Source organism: Pusillimonas sp. MFBS29 (genome assembly GCF_020687695.1).
Lineage (GTDB): Bacteria > Pseudomonadota > Gammaproteobacteria > Burkholderiales > Burkholderiaceae_B > Pusillimonas_C.
On sequence record NZ_JAJEWL010000008.1, the window covers coordinates 174,113 to 198,177 of the forward strand.

The following is a 24,065-nucleotide window of genomic DNA, read 5'->3' on the forward strand; positions in this document are numbered from 1 at the left end:
AAGACTCTACCGGCCCGCGGCCGACACCCGAAAAAAAAGCAGCCCGCAGGCTGCTTTTTTATAATCTGGCGCGCCCGACAGGAATCGAACCTGTATCAAGAGCTTCGGAAACTCTCATTCTATCCATTGAACTACGGGCGCAGGGTCGCTATTGTAGCGTGTTTATGCAAACCTTTTTGAAGCTGGTTTCAAAGGCCCTGCGCACGGCTGTGCATTACGACAGGCGCTATTTATGCATTGAACCATGACTCTAGTTATAATCGCAGATTCAAGAGCGCCTGCTATTGATACTTATCAAGCAAACAGGCCTCCTGCAAACAACTCAAACCATACAGAATTCAGGCCTTGGCGCCCCAGACTAGGAACACGCAGGATTCGATTATGAACAATACGGAAGAACACGTTGAAGAGACCATCGAGGAGCACGAAGGCCTCATCAAAACGCCCAAGCAGTTGATCGTAACCGTAATCCTGGCGTTTATCGTGCCGGTTATCGTGATCCTCTTGCTGGTCAACCTGGTTCAGGCAAGCGCACAAAAAGGCTCGGGATCCGACGCCCAGACTGAAGAATCCATTGCCAACCGCATCAAACCGGTTGCTGGCTTTAATCTGGTCGATGCCAACGCGCCCAAAGTCTTCCAGACGGGCCAGCAAGTGTTTGAAACCACCTGTACGTCCTGCCACACGGCTGGCGTTGCCGGCGCTCCCAAGCTGGGCGACAAGGACGCCTGGGCGCCTTTCATCAAGGCCGGCTACGAAGAAATGGTCAAGGTCGCTATCCACGGCAAGGGTGCCATGCCTGCCAAGGGCGGCAACCCGGCACTTAGCGACTTCGAGGTAGAACGCGCTGTCGTCTACATGGCGAATCAGTCCGGCGCTTCTTTTGAAGAACCCAAAGAGCCCTCCGGCGACGCGCCTGCCGACGAAGCCAAGCCTGCTGAAGCTCCTGCCGCTCCGGCACCGGCTCCCGCAACTGAAGCGCCCGCTGCCGCCGAGGCACCAGCCGCTCAGGAACAGGCCGCCGCACCTGCCGAGCAGGCAGCTGCCATCGATCCCGCCGGTGAAAAACTTTACAAGTCGGTCTGCTTTGCCTGCCACGCTGCTGGTGTGGCCGGAGCTCCCAAGCTGGGCGACAAGGACGCCTGGGCGCCACTTATTGCCGCCGGTATGGACAGCATGCTCTCCATCGCCATCAACGGTAAGGGCGCCATGCCTCCACGTGGCGGCTCCCAGGCCAGCGACGACGAGATCAAGGCCGCTGTCCAATACATGGTGCAGGCTTCTCAGTAACGACATCTGCCACGCTCTTCAGGGCATGAAAAAACCGCTGCATATATATGCAGCGGTTTTTTTTTTGGCCTCCTCCAACAGCAATGGGAAGGCTGTACCTCTGGATCTTTTAGCGGGCGACGCAGGCCGCCTCGGTACGCAACGACAGGCCCAATAATGCCCGGCGCTGCAACCACGGGCTGGGCCGGTAGCGCATATCGCCGGTCGTGCGCTGCAGCGTACGCAGGATTTCCAGTATATGGGTGACACCCAGGCTGTCACCCAGACCCAGAGGCCCGCCTTTCGGATAACCCAGCCCCAATGCCACTGCCTGGTCAATATCGGCGGGAGTTGCGATGCCTTGCTGGGCAATATCGCAGGCAATATTGACAATGGTGGCCGCGATGCGCTGGCCGACAAAGCCTGCGGAATCGTCAATCACTGATACGGCTGTACCATCTGAAGCGAGCAACGCGTGGGCGGCATCCCGCCACTTGGGCAGCGTTGCGAGCGTACACATCAGCACGCGGCGCTTGCCCTGCTCCAGGCCGAAAAATGTGTCGAGTGCGACCGTACGCTCGGCATCAAGCTGGTGCGAGCCGGCCACGCTGGCCGCGTCCTCGCCATAAGGCGTAATCATGATCAAGGCATCATCGGGCGGCGTCTCGGCCGCCACGACGGTTGCCCCCAGCGTTTTGAGCAACGCCGCCGCACGCCTGTGCCCTACCGAGTGAAAAGGCGCCAGCCATACCTTCAGGTCAGCGGGCAAGGCAGGCACGGCGGGCTCGTCGGGCGACTGCTTCTGTCCGTCCGGATAACGATAGAATCCTTCGCCGGTTTTCCGGCCCAGCAAACGGCCCGCAAAACGCGACGCAGCGATGGGGGAAGGACGAAAGCGCGGCTCATCGTAGAACTGCTGGTAAATCGACTCCATGGCCGGCTGCGAGACATCGAGACCGGTCAGGTCGAGCAGCTCAAATGGCCCCATGCGAAAACCAGCCTGCTCCCGCATGATTGCGTCGATCTGATAAAACGGTGCGACCGATTCCTGCGCCGTCTTCAAACCTTCCACACTCATGCCACGGCCGGCGTGGTTCACGATGAATCCCGGCATATCCTTGGCCCGGACCGGCGTGTGTCCCATGGTACGGGCCAACGCCATCAACGCATCGCCAGTCTTTGGATCACCAAGCAGGCTGTCGATGACCTCGACCACCTTCATGAGCGGCACTGGATTGAAGAAATGGAAGCCTGCAACACGAGCGGGATGCAGGCAAGACTGAGCCATGGCGGTAATCGACAATGACGACGTGTTGGAAGCGAGGATGCAGTCGGAGGAAACAATCGCCTCAAGCTGCTTGAAGAGCTCGCATTTCACATCCAGGCGCTCAATTACGGCTTCGATCACCAGGTCGGCACGACTCATGTCCTGCAGGGCCGTCGCAGGCACAACCCGGTCATGGGATTCGCTGGCCAGCTCAGCGGTAATTTTTCCTTTCCCGACCAGTTTGGCCCATACCTGCTGCAGGCTTGCACGCGCATTCTCTACAGCCGAGGCATCGAGGTCATACAGCAGAACCTCAATACCCGCCTGGGCAGCGATTTGTGCAATGCCGCGTCCCATGGCGCCAGCACCGATGATGCCTATGGTTTTGATACTTTTCATCTTATGAATCCTTGTGATGGGTTATTGGGTCAGTTGCCGGATTTCGTCGTCGGATAGCCCCAGTCGCTCACGCAAGACCTGTTCGGTATGTTCGCCCAGCAGCGGCGCCGCATGACGATAGTTCACTGGGCTGTCGGAGAACCGCAAGGGACTGGCGGCAACCGGTGCTTTTCCTGCTGCGCTGTGCGGCAGGTCCAGGCGCATGCCTCGCGCCTGGACCTGAGGGTTATCGTAGACCTGATCGATAGTGTTGATGGGGCCTGCCGGCACCCCGGCACGCTCGAGCGCCTGCAACCAATGATCACGTGCCTGGGTCTTCATGGCATCGACCAGCATCGGGATCAGGATATCGCGGTTGATCACACGATTAGGGTTGGTGCTGAAACGAATGTCTTCAGACAATCCCGGACGCCCTATGACCTGGCAATAGGCCCGGAACTGGGAATCATTGCCCACAGCGACAATCAAATGCCCGTCAGCCGCGCCAAACACCTGGTAAGGAACAAGGTTCTGATGCGCATTACCCGCCCGCTTGGGTGCAACACCCGATGTCATGTAGTTCAGGTTCTGGTTGGCAAGCATGGCAACCTGGCAATCGAGCAAGGCCATATCTATATGCTGGCCCAGACCACTGCGGCTGCGCTCATGCAAGGCTGCCAGAATCCCTACGGTGGAGTACATGCCTGTCATCAGGTCGGCAACCGCGACACCCGCTTTTTGTGGCCCGCCACCCGGCAGGTCATCACGTTCGCCGGTAATGCTCATGAGCCCGCCCATGCCCTGGATCATGAAATCGTAGCCTGGCCGGCTCGCATAGGGGCCGGTCTGGCCAAAACCGGTAATGGAACAATAGATCAGCGCCGGATTGATCGCCTTCATGCTTTCGTAATCCAGCCCGTACTTGCGCAAACCGCCGACCTTGAAGTTTTCGACCAGAATGTCGCATTGCAGAGCCAGTTTGCGTACCAGATCGGCGCCACGCTCGCTGGCGATGTCGATGGCAACGGACTGCTTGTTCCGGTTTGCTGAAGCGTAGTAGGCGGCCTCGGTCGTATCCTGACCGTTTGCATCCTTCACATACGGCGGCCCCCAGCTGCGGGTGTCGTCGCCGGCACCAGGACGCTCGATCTTGATGACCTCTGCGCCCAGATCGGCCAAATTCTGCGTACACCAGGGCCCCGCCAGCACACGAGTCAGGTCAAGAACACGGATTCCGGTTAGGGGTGCGGGTCGAAAAGACATGGTGGCTGCTCATTAAGACAAAAGCGTATTTTGCCTTAGATACGCCAGGTACGTTGTTTAAGCAACAACCCGTCTCACTCTCCGGCCAGATTCAGCCCTGACAAGGAAAAGGTGCAAATAAACCACACTTCCGGCACCATTAGGGGTTATTAGGGTTTACCCCTAGCTTTATTCTAGGGTTAACCCTATAATTACTCATGTCAGTACAAACATTCGGTTTGTCAGTACATAACCTGAACAGAGGTAATTATGTCGGATCTTTCTTACAACCAATACAGCCGCTTGAGTGACTCTCTTGAGCGCGACCTGATGCGTAAAGCATTGAGCAATGGTGAGTCAGTTTCGATGATTGCCCTGATCCAGAAAGCATTTGCATCCGTCAAGAACGGTGTCAAGGCAGCGAACAACTACATTATTGATGTAACCGCAGCCCTGAACGACGCCCGTGCAAAGGATGCCCGCTTTTCCGGCTCCCAGTGGTAAGTCACAAGCATCAAGCTTGAATCGAAAGCGCTGACTCAGCGCAAAAGGCTAAAAGCCTGCCGTTTGGGCAGGCTTTTGTTTTTTCAGCACTAGTGATCAATCGCTTTTATTGAGCATGGCCTTGAGCATGCCCAGCCTGTCTTTAGGACTGGGCTCTCTGGCCGCAGCGTCTTCGACCACTTCGGGCTGACCCAGCCCCATTTCCTCGATAAAGCGGGATTTTTCCCGCACGACATCCTCACGCGCCCGCCTTCTTTTCTTGCACCAGCTCAGGTGCAGACTGCGCTGGGCGCGGGTAATGCCCACATACATCAGACGGCGCTCTTCCTGAATGCGCTGCGCGAGTGCCTCTGCCGCGCTCGCAGGATCAACGTCATCTTCATCCCGCCCCAGATGCGGCAACAGCCCCTCTTCCACCCCAACCAAAAACACATGCGGGTATTCCAGCCCCTTTGAGGCATGCAAAGTAGACAGTTTGACGGCGTCTGGGTCCTCGTCGTCATTGCGATCGAGCATCGTGACGAGCGCGACGTGCTGGACCAGCTCCAGCAGTGTCAAACGGTCTTCTTCGGATTTGCGCTTGAGCCAGCCCACGAGCTCCATGACATTCTGCCAGCGGTTCTGGGCCGGACGCTCTTCCAGAGTGTCGTACAGGAAGCGCTCGTACTGTATGGTGCCCAGCATGTCACCCAGAACGATGCTGGCGGTATCGGTAACCGCCCCATCCACGCCGGAAGCCCGACCCATGGCCGCAGACTCAGGTTCCGGCCCATCCAGCTGCAGGCTGGCCTGGGATGGCTGCCAGACAGGAACTTCGCCCTTGCGGCCCGCCCTTTTTTGAATGCTTTGTATGAATGTGCCGAATGTCTGCAGCGGCTCGAGTTGCTTGGCTGCCAGCCGGCCACTGTCGCCTATCTCGAAAATCGCCTCGAACAGGGAAAGCTGGTGTTCGGCCGCGAACTGCCCCAGAGTTTGCAAGGTAGCCTGGCCTATGCCGCGTCGCGGCGTTGTGACGGCACGAATAAATGCAGGATCGTCGCTGTCGTTCGCAACCAGTCGCAAATAGGCAAGAATATCGCGGATCTCAGGTTTGTCGAAAAAGCTCTGCCCTCCGGAAATGGTGTACGGGATTCTTAGGTTGCGCAAGGCTTGCTCGAGCACACGCGCCTGCTGATTACTGCGATAAAGCACCGCAAAATCACGCCATTCGGCCCGGCGCTCAAAGCGTGCCGCCGACAGCCGGATGCCTATCGATTCGGCCTCGGCCTCGTCGTTATCCATTGGGGTGAGCTGTATGGGTTCGCCCGCTCCAAGCTCGGACCAAAGCTTTTTGCCAAACAGATTAGGGTTGTGGCTGATGACCTGATTGGCGGCTGACAAAATGCTTTGCACTGAACGGTAATTCTGCTCGAGCTTGATGACCTTGATCGAGGGATAGTCCGTTGTGAGGTTTGCCAGATTCTCAACCGTGGCGCCGCGCCAGGCATAGATGGCCTGATCATCATCACCCACCGCAGTAAACATGGCCCGCTTGCCGGTCAACCATTGCACCAGACGGTACTGGCACACGTTGGTGTCCTGATACTCGTCAACCAGCAGGTAATGCACACGAGCCTGCCAGCGCTGCCTGACTTCGGAATTGTGCTCAAGCAGCATGGCGGGCAGGCGAATCAGGTCATCAAAATCAACAGCCTGATAAGCGGCCAGCGTCGCGCTATAGCTGCGATATATTTTTGCGGCCTCCGCTTCGCTCGGCGATGAGGCGCTGCGATCCGCCGCATCAGGATCCATCAAGGCATTTTTCCACAGCGAAATATTCTGCTGCACTGCCCGCAGACGCGCCTTGTCGGTGGTTGCAAGCAGTTCCTGGATAATCGCCAGTGCATCGTTCGAATCAAGGATGGAAAACTGCGGCTTCAGGCCGGCATGCACAGCCTCTTCCCTGAGAAAACGCAGCCCCAGCGAATGGAAGGTACTGACAGTCAGACCTTTGGCAAGCTTACTGTCCACCAGCTGCCTGACCCGCTCGCTCATCTCGCGCGCGGCCTTGTTGGTGAAGGTCAGGGCAACCACCTGCCTGGCCTGATAGCCACATTCTCGCAACAAATAGGCGATCTTCTGTGTAATTACGCGCGTCTTGCCGCTGCCTGCACCAGCCAGCACCAGGCACGGGCCATCCAGATACAACACCGCCTGGCGTTGCATCGTGTTCATGTCGGTGGCGACGGTGTGGCCTGGCTGCTGACTCAAGTGATAGCCTTCCTTATATTTCCAGGGGATCGACTTCGAGGTTCCAGCGTACCCGGAAAGCCCTGGCCTCGGTCGCCAGCGCACTAGCCCAGGTTGTGAGGAAGGCCTGCAACGCAGGACGATTGGCACTTTCCACCAGCAACTGGGCCCGCTCAATGTTGGCCACCCGCACGACGCGCAATGGGACCGGATCATACAGCGTGAGCGCGGATGCGGTCGGATATTGATCTGCGAACCTTTCAGGCAATTGACGTGCATGCGCAAGAAAGTCCAGAGCGGCGGCCAGCTCTCGGGCTTCGGCGGTAAGCAGCGCCTGATAGGCATACGGAGGTAGTCCCACTGCTTCCCTTTCCGCCAGACCATATTCGGCAAAGCCTGGATAATCATGGCGCAACAGCGCCTGGTAAACAGGTTGTTCGGGGTAATCGGTCTGGATGATAACTTCGCCACCCTTGACATGACGGCCCGCGCGGCCCGCCACCTGCATCAACTGTGCAAACAAGCGTTCGGGCGCACGAAAGTCTTGTGCAAACAGCATCGCATCGGCATTAAGTACGCCGACCAGCCCCAGATTGGCAAAGTCATGTCCTTTGGCAACCATTTGCGTTCCCACCAGCAGGTCGACTTCACCGGCATGTACCTTGGCAAACAACGCTGCCGCACTCCCCTTGAGTCGTGTGCTGTCGGCATCAATGCGTGCAATCCTGGCAGACGGGAACAGCTCCGCCAGATACTCTTCCACGCGCTGCGTACCCCGGCCCATGGGTTTCAGGTCCTGGTCGCCGCAATCGGGACAGGCGTGCGGGACACGTGCCTGGTAACCACAATGATGACATTGCAAATAATTGCGCCGCGCCGTACCTGCCCGGTGCAATACAGTATAGGCGGTGCAGCGTGGGCACTGACTGACCCAGCCACAGGACGCACAATTGAGTACCGGGGCATATCCGCGCCGGTTCAGAAAAATCAGCGATTGCTGCCCCGCCTCGAGACGTTCGCCCAGGGCCTTGATCAACTGTGGTGAAAACCCTTGCTGCATTGCCAGCCGTCGGGTATCGACCAGCCTGACGCTGGGCAGCTCCACGGCTTTGGCACGCTCCGGCAGGGAGAATCGCAAATAATGGCCGGTTTCGGCGTGGTTCCAGCTTTCCAGCGAGGGAGTGGCCGAACCCAGCACAACCGGAATATTCCGGTCACGTCCACGCCATACCGCCAGATCACGGGCTGAATAGCGCAGACCATCTTGTTGCTTGTACGAGGCGTCGTGCTCTTCGTCAACGATAATCAGACCCAGGTCGGGCAAAGGAGCAAAAATCGACAGCCGCGTACCCAACAGAACCCGTGCTTCGCCCCGATGCGCCCTCATCCACGCCCGGAGGCGTTCCCCGTCGGCCAGGCCACTGTGCATCACAGCCAGCATTTCGCCGCCCGCGATGCCCGCCAGACGGGTTCGCAGCGATTGCTCGAGCTGTGGCGTGAGATTGATCTCGGGCACCATGAACAACACCTGGCCGCCACGCGCCAGCACGGCCTGGGCGGCATGCAGATAGACCTCGGTCTTGCCACTGCCCGTGACGCCATGCAGCAATATGGTTTTATGGCCTTGCTGCCCTGCGATGGCCTGCATTGCCTGCGCCTGAGCCGGATTCAGGGCGGGCGGAACATCAGCCCCGACTATGGCGGGCTCAGGCTTGGCCCGTTTGTCCATACGCCTGACCGGTCCGCCGGCCGAACGCTTGCCTTGATAGGCTGATACCTTGCGCAGCCCTGCAGGCAAGGCCGGCAGCATCACTTCGCCCAAAGGCCGCTGATAGTACTGCGCGGCAAATGATGCCAGGCGCAACCAATCAGGCGGAAGCGCAGGCGTGTCGTCAAGGACTTCTTCGACCAGCTTGGCTATACCGGGATCAATCGCAGGCTGCGACGGGGTATCGACCACAACACCCACGAGCTTGCGACGACCAAAAGGCACAATGACTCGTGTGCCAATCGGTACAAATACTGCGCTGCAATAATCAAAAAGGCCTTGCACTGGTACATCGAGCGCCACACGCACCCAGAAACCCATTCCGGCAGGTTGCCCCGCCCCAGTGGATTCAGGTATGGGGGAAGTGTGGAGTGTGGGCATCAATACTTCAAGTAAATTCTTGCTTAGGGCGTTAAACGCCCGTGGTTACGGGCTTTCGACAAATTCCAGCGCAGCCTGTGGATAACTTTGGGGAAAATTTGTCGAACAACTGCCGAAAAGTCAACGCACTCAGCCTTATTATTTTGCTTCAAGGCAGCATGAAATTCAATTTTTCATTTAAAATTAAATACTTATACTCAAAATCAAGATTGCAACCCAGCTTATTTCAGAAATGTTGCATAGCACCGAAATCTGTGCACAACCTTGACAGGCGGCACATGAAACAGGTTGGTTCCAATGGCCGCCAGCCCCGTTCAGTGCTTTGAACGACTGTATGTATGCACCTCGTCGACCAATGCCGTAACTGCCTCGGGTGGGGTAAAGCGCGATATGCCGTGACCCAGGTTGAATACGTGGCCACCTTGCCCTACGGGGCCAAAGTCATCGATGACCTTGCGTGCCTGGGCACGGATCGCGGCATCTCCGCCAAACAGCACCATGGGGTCAAGATTGCCCTGCAAGGCAACGGCATCACCAAGGCGTTGACGGATTTTGGCCATATTGGCGGTCCAGTCCAGGCCCATGGCGTCGCATCCGGTGGTGACGATGTCTTCTGCCCACTGAGCACCACCCTTGGTAAAGACAATGACCGGGACCCTGCGCCCTTCGTGCTCGCGGATCAGGCCCTGCACAACCTGGCGTGTATAAGCCAGCGAGAATTCCTGGAACTGGTGATCAGCCAGCACACCGCCCCAGCTGTCGAAAATCATGACCGCCTGCGCACCAGCCTGGATCTGCTGATTCAGGTATTGCTGCGTAGCCTGGGCGTTGATATCGAGAATGCGATGCAGCAGGTCGGGGCGGCTGTACATCATGGACTTGATGAGGCGATAGTCGCTGGAACCTTGCCCTTCTACCATGTAGCAACCTACTGTCCAGGGGCTGCCTGCAAAACCGATAAGGGGAACCTTGCCGTCGAGCTCTTTGCGTATAAGGGATACGGCATCGAAAACGTACTGCAGCCTGGACATATCGGGCACAGTGAGCTTGCGGACGTCGTCTTCATTGCGCACGGGATGGGCAAACTTCGGGCCCTCGCCTTGCAGGAAATCCAGGCCCAATCCCATGGCATGGGGAATGGTCAGGATGTCGGAAAACAGGATGGCCGCGTCGAGATCGAAGCGCTCGAGAGGCTGCAACGTGACTTCACAGGCGTAGGTGCGATTTTGCGCCAGCGCCAGAAACGACCCTGCTTTTGCTCGGGTTTCGTTGTACTCGGGCAGATAACGACCTGCCTGGCGCATAAGCCAGATAGGAGTGTAAGGCACTGGCTCGCGCAAAAGCGCACGCAGGAAGACATCGTTTTTCAGGGTTGGAGCGGTCACGTTGATCCTTATTTGAAGACTATTGATTTTACCCGTCTACGGGGAAGTTAGGGCTGGACTCGCAGCGGTATGGCGCGGCATCGATATTGTGTTTGCGCATAAGCGCCCAGAAGGCACGCCGATGCTTCTGGGCTGAACGGGCGGCCATGGCAATATTACCTGAATGACGCCCCAGAGCGGCCTTGATATAAGCCCGTTCGAACCTTTCGATTACCCTGCCCTTTGCCGCGCGGAAAGATTCTTTGGTGGTAGCACTGCGCGAGGCCGAAGCAATGGCAAAGGCCTCGAGTTCGGCACCACTGCGGTCCAGTATGGACTGATGCATGGCCTCTTCGTCGAGAAGGGCGAGCTCGGTGGATTGGCGATACTGATTTGCCGCGTCGACCAAGGCCTGGCACCCCACACCCGGCGAACTGACATTATACCGACGTGTACCAAGCAAGCGTTCGATACGCGCACGCAGCTCTTCCATGCAGATGGGATCGCGGATGAAGTCGGCCAGGCCCAGGCTGAACAGATCGTGAAGCGCGCTTGCCTTCAGGTCGCTGACCAGGGCAACGACTGGCGTCTGCAAGATTCCGCCCGCACTGGACAGCGCCATGCGTATCCAGCCCAGATTGGGTGGCGATACCGGTACAAGGCAGGCATCAAAGCGCTGCAGGCGCATGCAGGCGTTAGCCAGCACATGCACGGACTCGGTATCGGTGCTGTCTATGGTGCTGTCGAACACCTGCAGGTGCAAGCGCCCGCCCGCATGAACGCCATGGTACTGACCGATACGGTCGGCGTCGTAATCGGTGCACAGCAAGGCGCAATCGAGACGTTCCCTCATGGTTTTCTCCTGAATTATTGTTTGTCGGGACGGCCCCAGCATAGTCAGCCGCCTGTAGCGCAACAATTCGGAAAAATCTGAACTCGGGAAATACGTACAAAAAAGCCCTGCCGTAAAAACCGACAGGGCTTATCAGAGGGGCCGACGCTACTGCGCATGGCCCGATTCGTGTATCAGTGCTTGCGTCGCAACTGGCTTAGCTTGCGCGCGGCCGCAGCCTGGGCTGCCAGCATGGCCAGCTCGGCTTCGACAACGGCAATATCAGCCTTGTCCTTGGTGTTGCGCAGTGCTTCTTCAGCACGTTTGCGTGCATCCAGAGCCTTGGCTTCATCAAGGTCTTCGGCACGGATGGCAGTGTCGGACAACACGGTTACCGCACCGGGCTGAATCTCGAGGATACCGCCGGCAACAAAGACATTAACTTCTGTGCCATCGGCCTGAACGACTTTCACGGTTCCCGGGCGTATGCGCGAGATAAGCGGCGTGTGGCCGGGCAGTATGCCCAGCTCACCGGACTCGCCAGGCAGCGTCACGAAAGTTGCCTGGCCGGCAAAAATCGACTCTTCCGCACTGACGATGTCAACTTGCAAGTTGGCCATGTGTAATCCTTATTGGAGTTTCTTGGCTTTTTCGAAGGCTTCGTCGATGGAACCAACCATGTAGAAGGCCTGTTCGGGCAAAGCGTCGCACTCGCCGTCAACGATCATCTTGAAGCCGCGCAGGGTTTCTGCCAGAGGCACGTACTTGCCGGGAGAACCGGTAAATACTTCTGCCACGTGGAAAGGCTGGGACAGGAAGCGCTGAATCTTGCGGGCACGTGCAACAGCCTGCTTGTCTTCCGGCGACAGTTCGTCCATACCCAGAATCGCGATAATGTCACGCAATTCCTTATAGCGCTGCAGTGTTTGCTGAACGCCGCGGGCAACCGCGTAATGCTCTTCACCAACGATTTGCGGATCGAGCTGACGGCTGGTGGAGTCGAGCGGATCAACGGCGGGGTAGATACCCAGCGCGGCGATGTCACGCGAAAGCACAACCGTGGAGTCCAAGTGCTGGAACGTTGTAGCGGGCGAAGGGTCGGTCAAGTCATCGGCAGGAACGTAAACGGCCTGGATCGATGTAATCGAACCGGTTTTGGTCGAGGTAATACGTTCTTGGAGCTTACCCATTTCTTCAGCCAGCGTAGGCTGATAACCCACAGCCGACGGCATACGACCCAGCAGAGCCGATACTTCGGTTCCGGCCAGGGTGTAGCGATAGATGTTGTCAACGAAGAACAGGATGTCGCGGCCTTCATCACGGAATTTTTCCGCCATGGTCAGACCCGAAAGCGCCACACGCAGACGGTTGCCGGGAGGTTCGTTCATCTGACCGAAAACCATCGCAACCTTGGATTCCTTCAGGTTATCCATTTTGATAACGCCGGCATCTGCCATTTCGTGGTAGAAGTCGTTACCTTCGCGAGTACGCTCACCGACACCGGCAAACACGGACAGACCGCTGTGTGCCTTGGCGATATTGTTGATCAGCTCCAGCATGTTCACGGTCTTGCCCACACCGGCACCACCGAACAGGCCAACCTTACCACCCTTGGCGAACGGGCAAACCAGGTCAATAACCTTGATACCGGTTTCCAGCAGCTCAACCGAAGGCGACAGTTCGTCGAACTTGGGGGCGTCTTGGTGAATGGCGCGCACTTCGTCGCTTTCGATGGGGCCACGCTCGTCGATCGGACGGCCGAGAACGTCCATGATGCGACCCAGTGTGCCTTCACCGACGGGCACCGAAATAGGCGCGCCGGAGTTGGCTACTTCCATGCCACGACGCAGACCGTCGGACGAGCCCATGGCAATGGTACGGACCACGCCGTCGCCCAACTGCTGCTGAACTTCGAAAGTAAGGCCGGCTTCGGCAAAGGCCGAGCTGGTGTCGACGAGCTTGAGCGCGTCGTAAATTTTTGGAATGGTGTCGCGGGGGAACTGAATATCCACCACGGCGCCGATGCACTGAACGATGGTTCCGTTGCTCATGTTTAGTCCTTGCTAAATATCTTTGACGGGTTGCCTTTCTGTTTAACCTCAAACAGCGGCAGCGCCCCCCACGATTTCTGAAATTTCTTTGGTAATGGCGGCTTGACGGGTCTTGTTGTAGACCAGTTCAAGTTCACCGATGACTTTCTTGGCGTTATCGGAAGCGGCCTTCATGGCCACCATGCGCGCCGATTGTTCGGAGGCCATATTTTCGGCCACCGCCTGGTACACCAGGCCTTCGACATAGCGCATCAACAGGTCGTCAATCACGGTTTTGGAGTCAGGCTCGTAGATGTAATCCCAGCCATAGCTGGTCTTGACCACATCTTTCTCTTCTTCAGCCGCACCATCTTGCGATTGAAACGGATCAGCCAGGCCGCTGGGCAAAGGCAACAAGCGGATAAAGCTGGGATCCTGCTTCATGGTATTGACGAAACGGTTCGTTGCCAGATAAATGGCATCGACCTTGCCGTCGATAAAGTCGTCTATCTGTACCTTGATGGCACCGATAAGACGCTCAAGGTTGGGAGTATCGCCCAGCTGCACTTCCTGGGAAACCAGGTTTGCGCCAATACGCGACAGGGTACTAGCACCCTTGTTACCCAGCGCAGTTGCCTGCACCTTGATGCCTTTCTGATCGAATTCCTTAAGACGGGCCAGCACCAGACGCATGATGTTGGTGTTCAGGCCGCCGCACAGACCCTTGTCTGTAGTCACGACAACAACACCGACGGATTTAACGTCGCTGCGTTCGATCATGTAGGGGTGCGTGTAGTCGGGATGCGCCTGCATCAAATGAGCAGCGATCTCGCGCACCTTGGTTGCATAGGGACGGCCGGCACGCATCCGCTCTTGCGCCTTGCGCATCTTGGATGCCGCCACCATCTCCATGGCTTTGGTGATCTTGCGCGTGTTTTGCACGCTCTTGATCTTGGTTCGAATTTCCTTGATTCCGGCCATCGCTCTTTCCTGAAAGGGCGTTATGACAGAGCCCGGATGGGCTCTGCATTACGTATGGATACTGAAGCAGCCATGCTTCATCACCCTAAACAGTCAAAATTAAAAAGCACCGTGCTTTTTGAACTCTTGTATGGCTGCGGCCAATTCGGCTTCGTCTTCCTTGGACAGTTCCTTGGTGTCTTCGATACGCTGGATCAGACCTTCGTTCTTGGACTTCAGGTTTTCCTTCAGCGCTTTTTCGAAAGCCAGGATCTGTTCAACTTCGAGGTCGTCGAGGTAGCCGTTATTGACCGAGTACAGCGTTACAGCCTGCTCCCAAACCTGCAGAGGCTGATATTGGGGCTGCTTGAGCAGCTCAACCACACGCTTGCCGCGCTCGAGCTGACGACGTGTTGCGTCGTCGAGGTCGGAGGCGAACTGGGCGAATGCTGCCAATTCACGATACTGTGCCAAGTCGGTACGAATACCGCCGGACAACTTCTTCACGACCTTGGTCTGTGCCGAGCCACCCACACGCGATACCGAGATACCAGCGTTAATGGCGGGGCGCACACCTGCGTTGAACAAGTCGGTTTCCAGGAAGATCTGACCGTCGGTAATCGAAATTACGTTGGTCGGAACGAATGCGGAAACGTCACCAGCCTGGGTTTCAATGATAGGCAATGCTGTGAGCGAGCCGGTTTTACCCTTGACTTCGCCGTTGGTGAACTTCTCGACGTAGTCGGCGTTCACGCGTGCGGCGCGTTCCAGCAAGCGGGAGTGCAGATAGAACACGTCGCCGGGATATGCTTCACGGCCTGGAGGACGACGCAGCAGCAGCGAAACCTGGCGGTAGGCCCAAGCCTGCTTGGTCAGGTCATCATAAATGATGAGGGCGTCTTCGCCGCGGTCGCGGAAGTATTCACCCATGGTGCAGCCCGAATAAGCCGACAGGTACTGCATGGCAGCGGAGTCGGATGCGGCGGCAGCCACGATAATGGTGTATTCCAGCGCGCCGTGCTCTTCGAGCTTGCGAACAACGTTGCTGATTGTGGACGCTTTCTGGCCAATGGCGACGTACACGCAGGTAACGTCTTTGCCTTTCTGGCTGATGATGGTGTCAACAGCGACAGCTGTCTTACCCGTTTGGCGGTCACCGATGATAAGTTCGCGCTGGCCACGACCAACGGGAACCATGGAGTCGATAGCCTTGATGCCGGTTTGCAGCGGTTGCGATACCGACTGACGGGCAATCACGCCTGGCGCGACTTTTTCAATGATGTCGGTTGCCTTGGCGTTGATGGGACCTTTGCCGTCGATGGGCGAACCCAGAGCGTCGACGACGCGGCCACGAAGTTCGGGACCGACCGGCACTTCAAGAATGCGGCCGGTGGTTTTGACCGGGTCGCCTTCCGACACACCGGTGTAGTCACCCAGAATAACGGCGCCAACGGAGTCACGCTCGAGGTTGAGCGCCAGACCGAACACGTTATTCGGGAATTCAAGCATTTCGCCTTGCATCACGTCGGACAAACCGTGGATGCGGGTAATACCGTCGGTCACGGAAACAACCGTGCCCTGCGTACGTACGTCGGTCGACGCGCCCAAGCCTTCGATGCGGCTTTTGAGCAGTTCGCTGATCTCTGACGGGTTAAGTTGCATGTTCAGACTCCTGGAATCCTGTTATACCGGCACGCGTCAGGCGGCCAGAGTATCGCGCATGCGGGCCAATTGGGCCTGCACGGACGTATCAAGTACTTGATCACCTACCGTTACGCGTACGCCACCGATAAGGTCGGCATCCACCGTAACAGCCGGTTTGAGCTTGAGGCCGAATTTCTTTTCCAGCCCCGACACAAGCTGCTGCACCTGATCGTCGCTGAGCGCATACGCGCTGCGAATATCAGCCAGCGCGGTGCCTTCGTGCTGGTTTTTCAGTATTTCGAATTGCTCGGCAATCTGCGGCAAGACCAGAATACGATTGTTGCTGATCAGCAATTCTATGAAATTGCGTGCTTGAACCGGCAACTGCGATTTGATCAGGCCTGCAAACAGCTCGATGCGTTGAGCTGCATTCAGGCGCGGATCGGTCAGCGCTTCGCGCACGTCGTCCTGGCTTGCCACCTGTGCAAGCTCGGACACCAGACCGGACCACGACTCCAGGCCGGTGGCCTGGTCGTTGCGTGCCGTTGCGAACAACGCTTCGGCGTATGGTCTGGCAATAGTCGATAGTTCAGCCATGGCCTGCCCTGAGTTTAGAGTTGCGCCTTGAGCTGGTCCAACAGCTCGGCGTGTGCCTGTGCGTCGACTTCTCGTTTGAGAATCTGCTCGGCGCCTTTAACCGCAAGGACGGCTACATCGTTGCGCAGGCTTTCACGGATACGCTGCGCCTCTTGGGCTGCGTCTTGCTGAGCCTGTGCCACAATGCGCGCTTTCTCGGCTTCCGCTTCACGGCGAGCCTGGTCCAGAATAGCGGCAGCCTGCTTCTCGGCTTCGACCATGCGAGCATGGTTTTCTGTTTTTGCAGATGCCTCGATCAGGCTGATGCGTGCCTGGGCCTGGGCCAGATCGGCCTTGCCCTTATCGGCGGCGGCAAGGCCGTCGGCGATTTTCTGGCGACGATCATCCATTGCTTTCGTGAGTGGCGGCCATACGAATTTCATCGTAAACCAGCCAAGCACGAAAAACACGATCATCTGAAAAAAGAGAGTCGCGTTTAAATTCACGGTCGTTTCCCTTTAATACCACGGGTGCCAGGCAGCCCTGCTGCATGACACTGGATGTCCAAGCCGCGAACCAGCGAGAAAGCCGGCTCGTAGCTGCTTAACCCGCCGGGAGGCGAGCTGCAATGCTTATCCGACAAACGGATTGGCGAATGCAAACAACATGGCAATACCAACACCGATCAGGAATGCAGCGTCGATAAGACCAGCCAACAGGAACATCTTGGTTTGCAAAGCGTTCATCAGCTCAGGCTGGCGAGCCGAAGCTTCCAGATATTTACCACCCATGATAGCGATACCAATGCAAGCACCGATAGCGCCAAGACCAATAATAATACCGCAAGCTAGAGCAACGAAAGCAACGTTGGTCATAACAACTCCTTGGTTAAAAACCGTGTAATCAAAAAGTCAAAAAACTGCATCGCAAGAAAATCTTGCACCCCGGCTGGACTTACCGCCCAGACCGAAAACTATTAATGGCCTTCGTGAGCCTGACCCACATAGACGAGAGTCAGCATCATGAAGATAAACGCCTGCAACAGCACGATCAGAATGTGGAAGATGGCCCACATGGATCCTGCCAGAACATGCCCAATACCCAAGCCTAAGCTTGCACCATTAAATCCGGTCCATGCGCCGCCCAGCAAGGCAATCAGCATGAAGATGAGTTCGCCGGCAAACATGTTGCCGAACAACCGCATGCCCAGCGACACCGACTTGGCGGCGTACTCGATGCAGTTCAAAAGAAAGTTGAAGGGTGCCAGGAACAGACCGGCAATACCGGGCGCATGGAAGGGCGCGGTAAACAGTTCTTTGACAAAACCACCGGGGTGCTTGATTTTGATGCCGTAGTAGAACATCAGGAGCAGCACACCCAGCGACATGCCCATAGGCACGTTCAGGTCGGCCGTAGGCAGAATACGATGGTAATAGAGGAAATCGCCATGCTCGGCACCCAGACCTGTCATTTTGAACACCCATGCCAGGAAGTCGACAGGCACCAGGTCGAGTACGTTCATGAGGATGATCCACAGGAACACGGTCAGGGCCAGCGGCGATACAAATCGGCGGGAGGTTTCATTGGGAACAATGCTTTTGGCTTGCTCTTCGACCATATCGACGAGCATTTCAACCGAGGTCTGAAAACGACCCGGGACCCCTGCAGTGACGCTTTTGGCCGCACGCCACAGGAAAAACACAACGATCAAGCCCATAAGTATGGACCAGAACAAGGAGTCGAAATTGACAACACCAAAGTCAGCGATGGCAGACTGCTTTTCACCAACGCTGTTCATGTGAACCAAATGGTGTTGAATGTACTCAGACTGGGGCGAAATATTGCTAGCAGCAGCCATCTGTAACCTTATCCTGTATGCTTGAATCAGAGCCCGCAGGCTACTGGAATTAACTTGTGGCTATGGCAGTTTGCGAAACAACAGCAACAGCACATAACCCTTTAAAACACATAACAACCCGAACAACACTGCGGGCCATACCAGCCAGTCGTTACCCAGCCACGCAGCCAGCCCCAGCACCAATACTGCGGAACCCAGCTTGAACGCTTCGCCCACAAAAAAAGTCAGCGGACTGGACTTAAGCGGACCGAACAAACCCAGCAGCAATCGCAAGGCAAACAATGCGTTGGGCACAAAATATGCAGCGGCGCCAATAAAGGCTGAAACCGCTGCAGCACCGCCCGCCACCAACCAGGAGCACAGCACGGCCACTACCAGCATGACTGCCTGGGCAGCAAGCGTACGCATAATGCCACTGCTTGCGCGCCGGGTAATGGCCACACGATCCTGATCTGTCAGTACGAGCCGGGGAACATCTGTGCCACCCGGAGCATAGTCTGGATTCATTGCCGGAAAGACCGCCGTCGTTGTGGTCAACAAAATCTGGATCACCGCCTTACAAGTTCCTGTATCAGGAAGACTCTTGGAGCGGCAAACTCATAGAGTATAGCTTTATTTTTCAACTGTAAGCAACTTGTCAGCTGACTTTTTACTTGTCGGGTGCCATAAATTTGTGCGATCGCAACACAATATTCTTCCGGCCGTGCTTGACCGGAAGAACTTGTGCGCGAACGAGAACGCGCCTTATCTATGCTTGAAATCGGGCTTGCGTTTCTCGACGAAAGCTTTCATGCCTTCCTTCTGATCCTCTGTCGCAAACAGCGCATGGAAGTTGCGGCGCTCGAACATGAGCGTATCGTTCAGCGAGCCTTCGTAGGCCATATTGACGCACTCTTTGGCCATGATGACCGAAGGCAGCGACATAGAAGCAATGATGGTGGCGGCCTCGATCGCCTCGTCCATCAGACGCTCAAGCGGTACAACGCGGGAAACCAGGCCTGCGCGTTCTGCTTCTTCGGCATCCATCATACGGGCAGTCAGGACCAGATCCATAGCTTTGGCCTTGCTGATGGCACGCGGCAGGCGCTGCGTGCCGCCATAGCCCGGGATGACGCCCAGTTTGATCTCGGGCTGGCCGAACTTGGCATTGTCGGCAGCAATGATGAAGTCGCACAGCATGGCCAGTTCACAACCACCACCCAGGGCGTAGCCCGCCACTGCGGCAATCACAGGCTTGCGGATACGCCGGGGGCTGTCCCATTGACCGCCCAGGTAGTCGTTCTTGTAGACGTCCATATAGGACCAGCCCTGCATGGCACCGATATCTGCACCGGCCGCGAACGCTTTTTCGCTACCGGTAAGCACGATGGCGCCAATGTTTTCGTCGGCATCAAATGCCTGCAGCGCTGCGGCAAGCTCATCCATGACCTCGTTGCTCAGTGCGTTCAATGCCTTGGGCCGGTCAAGCGTAAGCAAGCCTACACGACCTATAACCTCAACTTTTACCAATGGCGCATTCATGCCGTCTCCTTGTTGCAAAGTAATATAGTGGTATGAAAAAAGAAAATTTACTCTATAGCGTAACGCCTTTTGACCCGGCAGGTCATCGACTGACGGTCAAGCTGACCATAAACAACCCGAATCCCGGCGGACAGGTACTTTCCATGCCGGCCTGGATTCCAGGCAGCTACCTCATCCGTGACTTTTCACGCCAGATAGAAACCCTGCATGCATACTGCAATGGGCAAGCTGTTGCAGTCTCCAAGACGGACAGCCACAGCTGGCTCTGCGCACCTTGTTCCGGCCCGCTCGAGCTCGAATACACCGTATACGCATGGGACCTGTCGGTTCGCGGCGCACACGTCGATGAAACACATGCCTTCTTTAACGGAAGCTGCGTGTTCCTGAGCGTCGACGGCCAGACACACGAGCCCTGCCATGTGGAATTATGCCCGCCGCCGCACACCAAGAGCTGGAAGGTATACACCAGCCTGCCCGAAGCAACCGGACACCCAGGCGCGGCACAACGCCATGGCTACGGCATGTACATTGCCCCAGACTACGACGCACTGATCGATCACCCCGTGGAAATGGGGCAACCGCAGGTTGTGCAGTTCACGGCACACGGCGCCGAGCATGAAATGGTGTTCACGGGCGTAATTCCCGAACTTGACCTTGAACGCATCGCTGCCGATACCGCCAGGATTTGCGCCGCCCAGATCGAGATGTTCGAGCCAGAAAGCCGACGCGTGCCATTTCTGGACAGCAGCAACCGCTATGTTTTCATGACCATGGTTACCGGCGATGGTTACGGCGGACTGGAACACCGCGCATCGACAGCCCTGGTAACTTCGCGCGGCGACCTGCCCACGCGCGGTCAGACCAAGGCACCGGAAGGCTATCAAAACTTTCTGGGCCTGGTCAGCCACGAATATTTCCACACCTGGAACGTCAAACGCATCAAGCCCGCAGCTTTCGCTCCCTACAACCTTAGCCGTGCCACACACACCGGACTGCTTTGGGTCTTTGAGGGCTTTACGTCTTACTACGACGACCTTATGTTGCTGCGCTCGGGCGTAATCAGTGAAAGCGATTATCTGCGCACGCTGGGCAAGGTTATTGCAAACGTGCGACGCGGCACCGGCCGGCTCAAGCAAAGTGTGGCCGAAAGCTCTTTCGATGCCTGGACCCGCTATTACAAGCAAGATGAAAACTCGCCGAACGCGCTGGTCAGTTACTACACCAAGGGCTCGCTGGTCGCACTGGGGCTGGATATCACCGTGCGCCAGGCCACCGGGAATACTCGCTCGCTGGATGACGTCATGCGCCTGATGTGGCAGCGTTATGGCCGCGACTTTTACCAGGGTGGCGGCACAGGCATCGCCGAAGACGCCATGCCTGCCCTTATCCTGGAAGCCACCGGTGTCGATACCACCGAGTTCATTGAACGCCATGCCTATGGCCGTGAAGACGTGCCGCTCGAGGCACTGCTGCCGCAGCAAGGTATTTCAATGGACTGGAAGGCGGCCTCGATGACCCCCTCGCTGGATGTGCGCCTGCGCACCGTGCATGGCGAGACGCAAATTGCGACCGTTCATGAAGGCGGCAGCGCCCATGCTGCGGGCCTGTCTGCGGGCGATATCGTGCTTGCCATCAATGGCTTAAGGGTGAGCGATGCTGCGTCAGCAGATCGCCTGCTGGGCGCCTATCAACCGGCGGACAGTGTGGACGTGCACGTATTCCGGCGCGATGAACTGCGTGCTTTCCGTGTGAAGCTGGCTGCACCCGGAACGCACGAGTGCGTGCTTGAGCGTAAAACGCCCTCAAACACTGTACAGGCCTGAGTCTGCCGGCATAGCCGCCAGGCGCGAACAGAGCGGCTCAGGCCGCCGCCTCTATGCGCGCCTGTATGGCTTTGGCGGCCGTGACACCATCGGCCAGCGCGGTGACCACGCAGGGATGCTGGCGCTGCGCCACCTCGCCGATGGCATAAACACCCGCGCAACTGGTTTGCGCGGTTTGCATATCGGTGGCAATAAAACCCTGGCGACTGCGCTGCAGACCCAGGTCTGCAGCGAATTCCACACAGGGCTCCCAGCCATAGAACACCATGATTACATCGTAAGCCTGGTCGTTGACCGTCAGGGCATGAGCATCCACGACATAGGAACCATGTGTAATGCTATCGGGCGACATTTGTCGCACAAACTGCTTCTGGGCGCGCAAGCTGCGCGCATAGACCTGCACACTGGCCGCGCCCCGCCCCAACGCATATAACGCATTCTCGAAGGCGTTATCGCCTCCGCCCAGCACGGCGACGCGCTTGCCGCGAAAGTCCTGCGCCACCACATGCGCCCCCGGCCCCACCAGCAAGCCTTTGGCCGTGCCACCGAAATCAGAGAGGCAGCCCAGGCCGCGCGCCCGTACACCGGTAGCCAGCACAACATAAGGTGCACGCGGCGCCACAGCAAAGGCAGACCCTTTCAGAACGAAGCCGTCGTGGACGCGCTGCACGCTTTCCACCCTGCCCGAGAGCCAGGTCTGTACACTCGCCTGAGCCAGACTGAGTGCCAGGTTATCAGCCACCTGGACTCCCGACATGCCCGGCAGGCTTGCGTTCCAGTCATCCTTATAAGGATTGTGCCGGCACAGTCCGCCTATCGTATCGCCGGCCTCGATCAGTAGCGGCGCAAAACCCAGCCGTGCGAGCCAGACAGCGCACGAAACACCGGCCGGCCCACCCCCGACAATAATTGCATCATAATTCCCGTTGCCCGCACTCATATTGCTTTCAATTTGCCTCTTATCACTTTTGGAAACCACCCGCACGGCCCAGGAGCGTGGGCGGCTGCAGCGCTAAAGCACTACAATGCCCTCAATTCTACAAGGCCCGTTTATGCCCACCCGACGCATCTTCTTTAACCAGCTCGCCCTCGACGCACGCATAGGCATCCTGGAGCACGAGCTGCGCGCTACCCAACCCCTGCACATCGACGCAGAGTTCGACGTTGACATCACCCAGGAAGTAAATGACCAGAACATACAATCTGTACTGGACTACCGCCTGTTGCGCAACGCCATCGTCGACGAGTGTACGCATGCGCATGTAAATTTGCTGGAAACGCTCAGCGAACGGGTGGTTCAGCGCATACTCGATGAATTCCCGCTGGTGCAGTTCGTCAAGATACGCATCAGCAAACCTCTGGCCTTTTCCGATTGCTCCGCCGTGGGCATAGAGCTGCAGCGCAGCCGCTGATTTTTTAATTTCCACCATCATGCAAGCCGACATCTCATCTCCCGTCACCACAGAACAAGGCGCCGCCGAGGCCAGCCGCCAGGCGCAGAAACAACGCGTCAATGACAACAAGCTGACCAAGCGCCTGATACGTGAAACAGGCCGTGCGATTACCGACTTCAACATGATAGAAGACGGTGACAAGGTCATGGTGTGCCTGTCGGGCGGCAAAGATTCGTACACCATGCTCGATGTCCTGCTTACGCTCAAGGCTCGCGCACCCATCAATTTCGACATCATTGCGGTCAACCTGGACCAGAAACAGCCAGGCTTTCCCGAGCACGTACTGCCCGACTACCTGCGTTCGATAGACGTGCCCTTCCATATCGAGAATCAGGACACCTATTCCATCGTCACCCGCGTCATACCCGAAGGCAAAACCACGTGTTCCCTGTGTTCGCGGCTGCGACGCGGCATTTTGTATCGCGTGGCATCCGAGCTTGGGGCCACCAAGATTGCATTGGGCCATCACCGCGACGACATCCTGGGCACCTTCTTTCTGAATCTGTTCTATGGTGGCCGCATGAAGGCCATGCCACCCAAGCTGATGTCCGATGACGGCAAGCACATTGTGATTCGCCCTTTGGCCTACGTGCCCGAGAAAGACATCATCGCGTACGCGCAGCTCAAGCAGTTCCCCATCATTCCCTGCAACCTGTGCGGATCACAAGAAAACCTGAAACGCAAAGAGGTCTCCCGCATGATCACAGAATGGGACAGACACTTTCCCGGGCGTTCCTGGAATGTGTTCGGCGCCCTGTCACGCGTGGTGCCCACACACCTGATGGACACCAGCCTGTTCGACTTCGCCGGGCTTGTACCCACTGGCCAGCGCGACGACAACGGAGACAAGGCGTTCGACGACGAGCCCATCGCCCCCGCGTTTCATCCAGGATTTGAATCCGACGACATCCCGACAATCAGGCGCGCAGGCGCGTCACCACCTACGCAAAAGGAGTCTGCCTAGT

General features: G+C 57.2%; 22 protein-coding genes and 1 tRNA gene. 5 read left to right on the forward strand and 18 right to left on the reverse strand.

Going from position 1 to position 24,065, the window contains the following annotated elements; all coding sequences use genetic code 11:
• Positions 1 to 66 precede the first annotated feature (66 nt).
• Positions 67 to 141, reverse strand: a tRNA-Arg gene (locus LKR43_RS13145).
• 240 nt (positions 142 to 381) lie between these two features.
• On the opposite strand from LKR43_RS13145, the gene LKR43_RS13150 reads away from it, so the two are divergent.
• Positions 382 to 1,290: a cytochrome c5 family protein gene (locus tag LKR43_RS13150; RefSeq protein ID WP_227684519.1), complete on the forward strand. Its 909-nt coding sequence runs from the start codon at positions 382 to 384 to the stop codon at positions 1,288 to 1,290.
• 109 nt (positions 1,291 to 1,399) lie between these two features.
• On the opposite strand, the gene LKR43_RS13155 is transcribed toward LKR43_RS13150, so the two are convergent.
• Positions 1,400 to 2,935: a 3-hydroxyacyl-CoA dehydrogenase gene (locus tag LKR43_RS13155; protein ID WP_227684520.1), complete on the reverse strand. Its 1,536-nt coding sequence runs from the start codon at positions 2,933 to 2,935 to the stop codon at positions 1,400 to 1,402.
• A 21-nt stretch (positions 2,936 to 2,956) separates the two neighbouring features.
• Positions 2,957 to 4,177 carry a CaiB/BaiF CoA-transferase family protein gene (locus tag LKR43_RS13160; RefSeq protein WP_227684521.1) on the reverse strand — a complete coding sequence of 407 codons (1,221 nt, stop codon included), beginning with the start codon at positions 4,175 to 4,177 and terminating at the stop codon, positions 2,957 to 2,959.
• 249 nt (positions 4,178 to 4,426) lie between these two features.
• Here LKR43_RS13160 and LKR43_RS13165 point away from each other — a divergent pair, with 249 nt between their 5' ends.
• Positions 4,427 to 4,660, forward strand: a complete 234-nt coding sequence (locus LKR43_RS13165; RefSeq protein WP_227684522.1) for a hypothetical protein — start codon at positions 4,427 to 4,429, stop codon at positions 4,658 to 4,660.
• Positions 4,661 to 4,756: 96 nt separating this feature from the next.
• Here the strand turns inward: LKR43_RS13165 and LKR43_RS13170 are convergent, their stop codons facing one another.
• The 14 genes from LKR43_RS13170 to LKR43_RS13235 all read right to left on the reverse strand — a co-directional run bounded on the left by LKR43_RS13170 (position 4,757) and on the right by LKR43_RS13235 (position 19,823).
• A complete protein-coding gene (locus LKR43_RS13170; RefSeq protein WP_227684552.1) occupies positions 4,757 to 6,874 on the reverse strand; it encodes a UvrD-helicase domain-containing protein in 2,118 nt (705 codons plus the stop codon).
• Between the two features lie 49 nt (positions 6,875 to 6,923).
• A complete protein-coding gene (locus tag LKR43_RS13175) occupies positions 6,924 to 8,978 on the reverse strand; it encodes a primosomal protein N' (RefSeq protein ID WP_227684553.1) in 2,055 nt (684 codons plus the stop codon).
• 374 nt (positions 8,979 to 9,352) lie between these two features.
• Positions 9,353 to 10,423, reverse strand: coding sequence for a uroporphyrinogen decarboxylase (gene hemE, locus LKR43_RS13180; protein ID WP_227684523.1), 1,071 nt, complete (start codon positions 10,421 to 10,423; stop codon positions 9,353 to 9,355).
• A gap of 28 nt (positions 10,424 to 10,451) precedes the next feature.
• Positions 10,452 to 11,255, reverse strand: a complete 804-nt coding sequence (locus LKR43_RS13185) for a hypothetical protein (protein ID WP_227684524.1) — start codon at positions 11,253 to 11,255, stop codon at positions 10,452 to 10,454.
• A gap of 173 nt (positions 11,256 to 11,428) precedes the next feature.
• A complete protein-coding gene (locus tag LKR43_RS13190) occupies positions 11,429 to 11,854 on the reverse strand; it encodes a F0F1 ATP synthase subunit epsilon (RefSeq protein WP_227684525.1) in 426 nt (141 codons plus the stop codon).
• A gap of 9 nt (positions 11,855 to 11,863) precedes the next feature.
• Positions 11,864 to 13,285, reverse strand: coding sequence for a F0F1 ATP synthase subunit beta (gene atpD, locus LKR43_RS13195; protein WP_227684526.1), 1,422 nt, complete (start codon positions 13,283 to 13,285; stop codon positions 11,864 to 11,866).
• 48 nt (positions 13,286 to 13,333) lie between these two features.
• Positions 13,334 to 14,245: a F0F1 ATP synthase subunit gamma gene (gene atpG / locus LKR43_RS13200; RefSeq protein WP_227684527.1), complete on the reverse strand. Its 912-nt coding sequence runs from the start codon at positions 14,243 to 14,245 to the stop codon at positions 13,334 to 13,336.
• Between the two features lie 99 nt (positions 14,246 to 14,344).
• Complete coding sequence (gene atpA / locus LKR43_RS13205; protein ID WP_227684528.1) at positions 14,345 to 15,886, reverse strand: F0F1 ATP synthase subunit alpha; 1,542 nt, start codon at positions 15,884 to 15,886, stop codon at positions 14,345 to 14,347.
• Positions 15,887 to 15,922: 36 nt separating this feature from the next.
• Positions 15,923 to 16,465, reverse strand: coding sequence for a F0F1 ATP synthase subunit delta (locus LKR43_RS13210; protein WP_227684529.1), 543 nt, complete (start codon positions 16,463 to 16,465; stop codon positions 15,923 to 15,925).
• A gap of 14 nt (positions 16,466 to 16,479) precedes the next feature.
• A complete protein-coding gene (locus tag LKR43_RS13215) occupies positions 16,480 to 16,950 on the reverse strand; it encodes a F0F1 ATP synthase subunit B (RefSeq protein WP_227684530.1) in 471 nt (156 codons plus the stop codon).
• 126 nt (positions 16,951 to 17,076) lie between these two features.
• On the reverse strand, positions 17,077 to 17,319 hold the full coding sequence (gene atpE / locus LKR43_RS13220) for a F0F1 ATP synthase subunit C (protein WP_013743507.1): 243 nt from the start codon (positions 17,317 to 17,319) through the stop codon (positions 17,077 to 17,079).
• 101 nt (positions 17,320 to 17,420) lie between these two features.
• Positions 17,421 to 18,302, reverse strand: a complete 882-nt coding sequence (gene atpB, locus LKR43_RS13225; RefSeq protein WP_227684531.1) for a F0F1 ATP synthase subunit A — start codon at positions 18,300 to 18,302, stop codon at positions 17,421 to 17,423.
• Positions 18,303 to 18,362: 60 nt separating this feature from the next.
• Positions 18,363 to 18,809, reverse strand: coding sequence for an ATP synthase subunit I (locus LKR43_RS13230; RefSeq protein ID WP_227684532.1), 447 nt, complete (start codon positions 18,807 to 18,809; stop codon positions 18,363 to 18,365).
• 237 nt (positions 18,810 to 19,046) lie between these two features.
• Entirely contained in the window at positions 19,047 to 19,823 is a 777-nt protein-coding gene (locus tag LKR43_RS13235) for an enoyl-CoA hydratase (protein ID WP_227684533.1), read from the reverse strand.
• A 32-nt stretch (positions 19,824 to 19,855) separates the two neighbouring features.
• On the opposite strand from LKR43_RS13235, the gene LKR43_RS13240 reads away from it, so the two are divergent.
• Positions 19,856 to 21,646, forward strand: a complete 1,791-nt coding sequence (locus LKR43_RS13240; RefSeq protein WP_227684534.1) for a M61 family metallopeptidase — start codon at positions 19,856 to 19,858, stop codon at positions 21,644 to 21,646.
• Between the two features lie 37 nt (positions 21,647 to 21,683).
• Here LKR43_RS13240 and LKR43_RS13245 read toward each other — a convergent pair whose 3' ends face one another.
• A complete protein-coding gene (locus LKR43_RS13245) occupies positions 21,684 to 22,586 on the reverse strand; it encodes an NAD(P)/FAD-dependent oxidoreductase (protein ID WP_227684535.1) in 903 nt (300 codons plus the stop codon).
• Between the two features lie 112 nt (positions 22,587 to 22,698).
• On the opposite strand from LKR43_RS13245, the gene folB reads away from it, so the two are divergent.
• Both folB and ttcA read left to right on the forward strand, forming a co-directional pair.
• Positions 22,699 to 23,058 carry a dihydroneopterin aldolase gene (folB, locus tag LKR43_RS13250; protein ID WP_227684536.1) on the forward strand — a complete coding sequence of 120 codons (360 nt, stop codon included), beginning with the start codon at positions 22,699 to 22,701 and terminating at the stop codon, positions 23,056 to 23,058.
• A 19-nt stretch (positions 23,059 to 23,077) separates the two neighbouring features.
• Positions 23,078 to 24,064 (forward strand): tRNA 2-thiocytidine(32) synthetase TtcA, encoded by a 987-nt coding sequence (gene ttcA / locus LKR43_RS13255; protein ID WP_227684537.1) that lies wholly within the window; start codon positions 23,078 to 23,080, stop codon positions 24,062 to 24,064.
• Position 24,065: the final 1 nt, after the last annotated feature.

What these genes read in the sequence shown, in the direction of transcription:
- LKR43_RS13150 (WP_227684519.1), top strand. Translation starts at nt 382, where the DNA reads ATGAACAATACGGAAGAACACGTTGAAGAGACCATCGAGGAGCACGAA.
- LKR43_RS13155 (WP_227684520.1), bottom strand. Translation starts at nt 2,935, where the DNA reads ATGAAAAGTATCAAAACCATAGGCATCATCGGTGCTGGCGCCATGGGA.
- LKR43_RS13160 (WP_227684521.1), bottom strand. Translation starts at nt 4,177, where the DNA reads ATGTCTTTTCGACCCGCACCCCTAACCGGAATCCGTGTTCTTGACCTG.
- LKR43_RS13165 (WP_227684522.1), top strand. Translation starts at nt 4,427, where the DNA reads ATGTCGGATCTTTCTTACAACCAATACAGCCGCTTGAGTGACTCTCTT.
- LKR43_RS13170 (WP_227684552.1), bottom strand. Translation starts at nt 6,874, where the DNA reads ATGAACACGATGCAACGCCAGGCGGTGTTGTATCTGGATGGCCCGTGC.
- LKR43_RS13175 (WP_227684553.1), bottom strand. Translation starts at nt 8,978, where the DNA reads ATGGGTTTCTGGGTGCGTGTGGCGCTCGATGTACCAGTGCAAGGCCTT.
- LKR43_RS13185 (WP_227684524.1), bottom strand. Translation starts at nt 11,255, where the DNA reads ATGAGGGAACGTCTCGATTGCGCCTTGCTGTGCACCGATTACGACGCC.
- LKR43_RS13190 (WP_227684525.1), bottom strand. Translation starts at nt 11,854, where the DNA reads ATGGCCAACTTGCAAGTTGACATCGTCAGTGCGGAAGAGTCGATTTTT.
- atpD (WP_227684526.1), bottom strand. Translation starts at nt 13,285, where the DNA reads ATGAGCAACGGAACCATCGTTCAGTGCATCGGCGCCGTGGTGGATATT.
- atpG (WP_227684527.1), bottom strand. Translation starts at nt 14,245, where the DNA reads ATGGCCGGAATCAAGGAAATTCGAACCAAGATCAAGAGCGTGCAAAAC.
- atpA (WP_227684528.1), bottom strand. Translation starts at nt 15,886, where the DNA reads ATGCAACTTAACCCGTCAGAGATCAGCGAACTGCTCAAAAGCCGCATC.
- LKR43_RS13210 (WP_227684529.1), bottom strand. Translation starts at nt 16,465, where the DNA reads ATGGCTGAACTATCGACTATTGCCAGACCATACGCCGAAGCGTTGTTC.
- atpE (WP_013743507.1), bottom strand. Translation starts at nt 17,319, where the DNA reads ATGACCAACGTTGCTTTCGTTGCTCTAGCTTGCGGTATTATTATTGGT.
- atpB (WP_227684531.1), bottom strand. Translation starts at nt 18,302, where the DNA reads ATGGCTGCTGCTAGCAATATTTCGCCCCAGTCTGAGTACATTCAACAC.
- LKR43_RS13230 (WP_227684532.1), bottom strand. Translation starts at nt 18,809, where the DNA reads ATGAATCCAGACTATGCTCCGGGTGGCACAGATGTTCCCCGGCTCGTA.
- LKR43_RS13235 (WP_227684533.1), bottom strand. Translation starts at nt 19,823, where the DNA reads ATGAATGCGCCATTGGTAAAAGTTGAGGTTATAGGTCGTGTAGGCTTG.
- LKR43_RS13240 (WP_227684534.1), top strand. Translation starts at nt 19,856, where the DNA reads ATGAAAAAAGAAAATTTACTCTATAGCGTAACGCCTTTTGACCCGGCA.
- LKR43_RS13245 (WP_227684535.1), bottom strand. Translation starts at nt 22,586, where the DNA reads ATGAGTGCGGGCAACGGGAATTATGATGCAATTATTGTCGGGGGTGGG.
- folB (WP_227684536.1), top strand. Translation starts at nt 22,699, where the DNA reads ATGCCCACCCGACGCATCTTCTTTAACCAGCTCGCCCTCGACGCACGC.
- ttcA (WP_227684537.1), top strand. Translation starts at nt 23,078, where the DNA reads ATGCAAGCCGACATCTCATCTCCCGTCACCACAGAACAAGGCGCCGCC.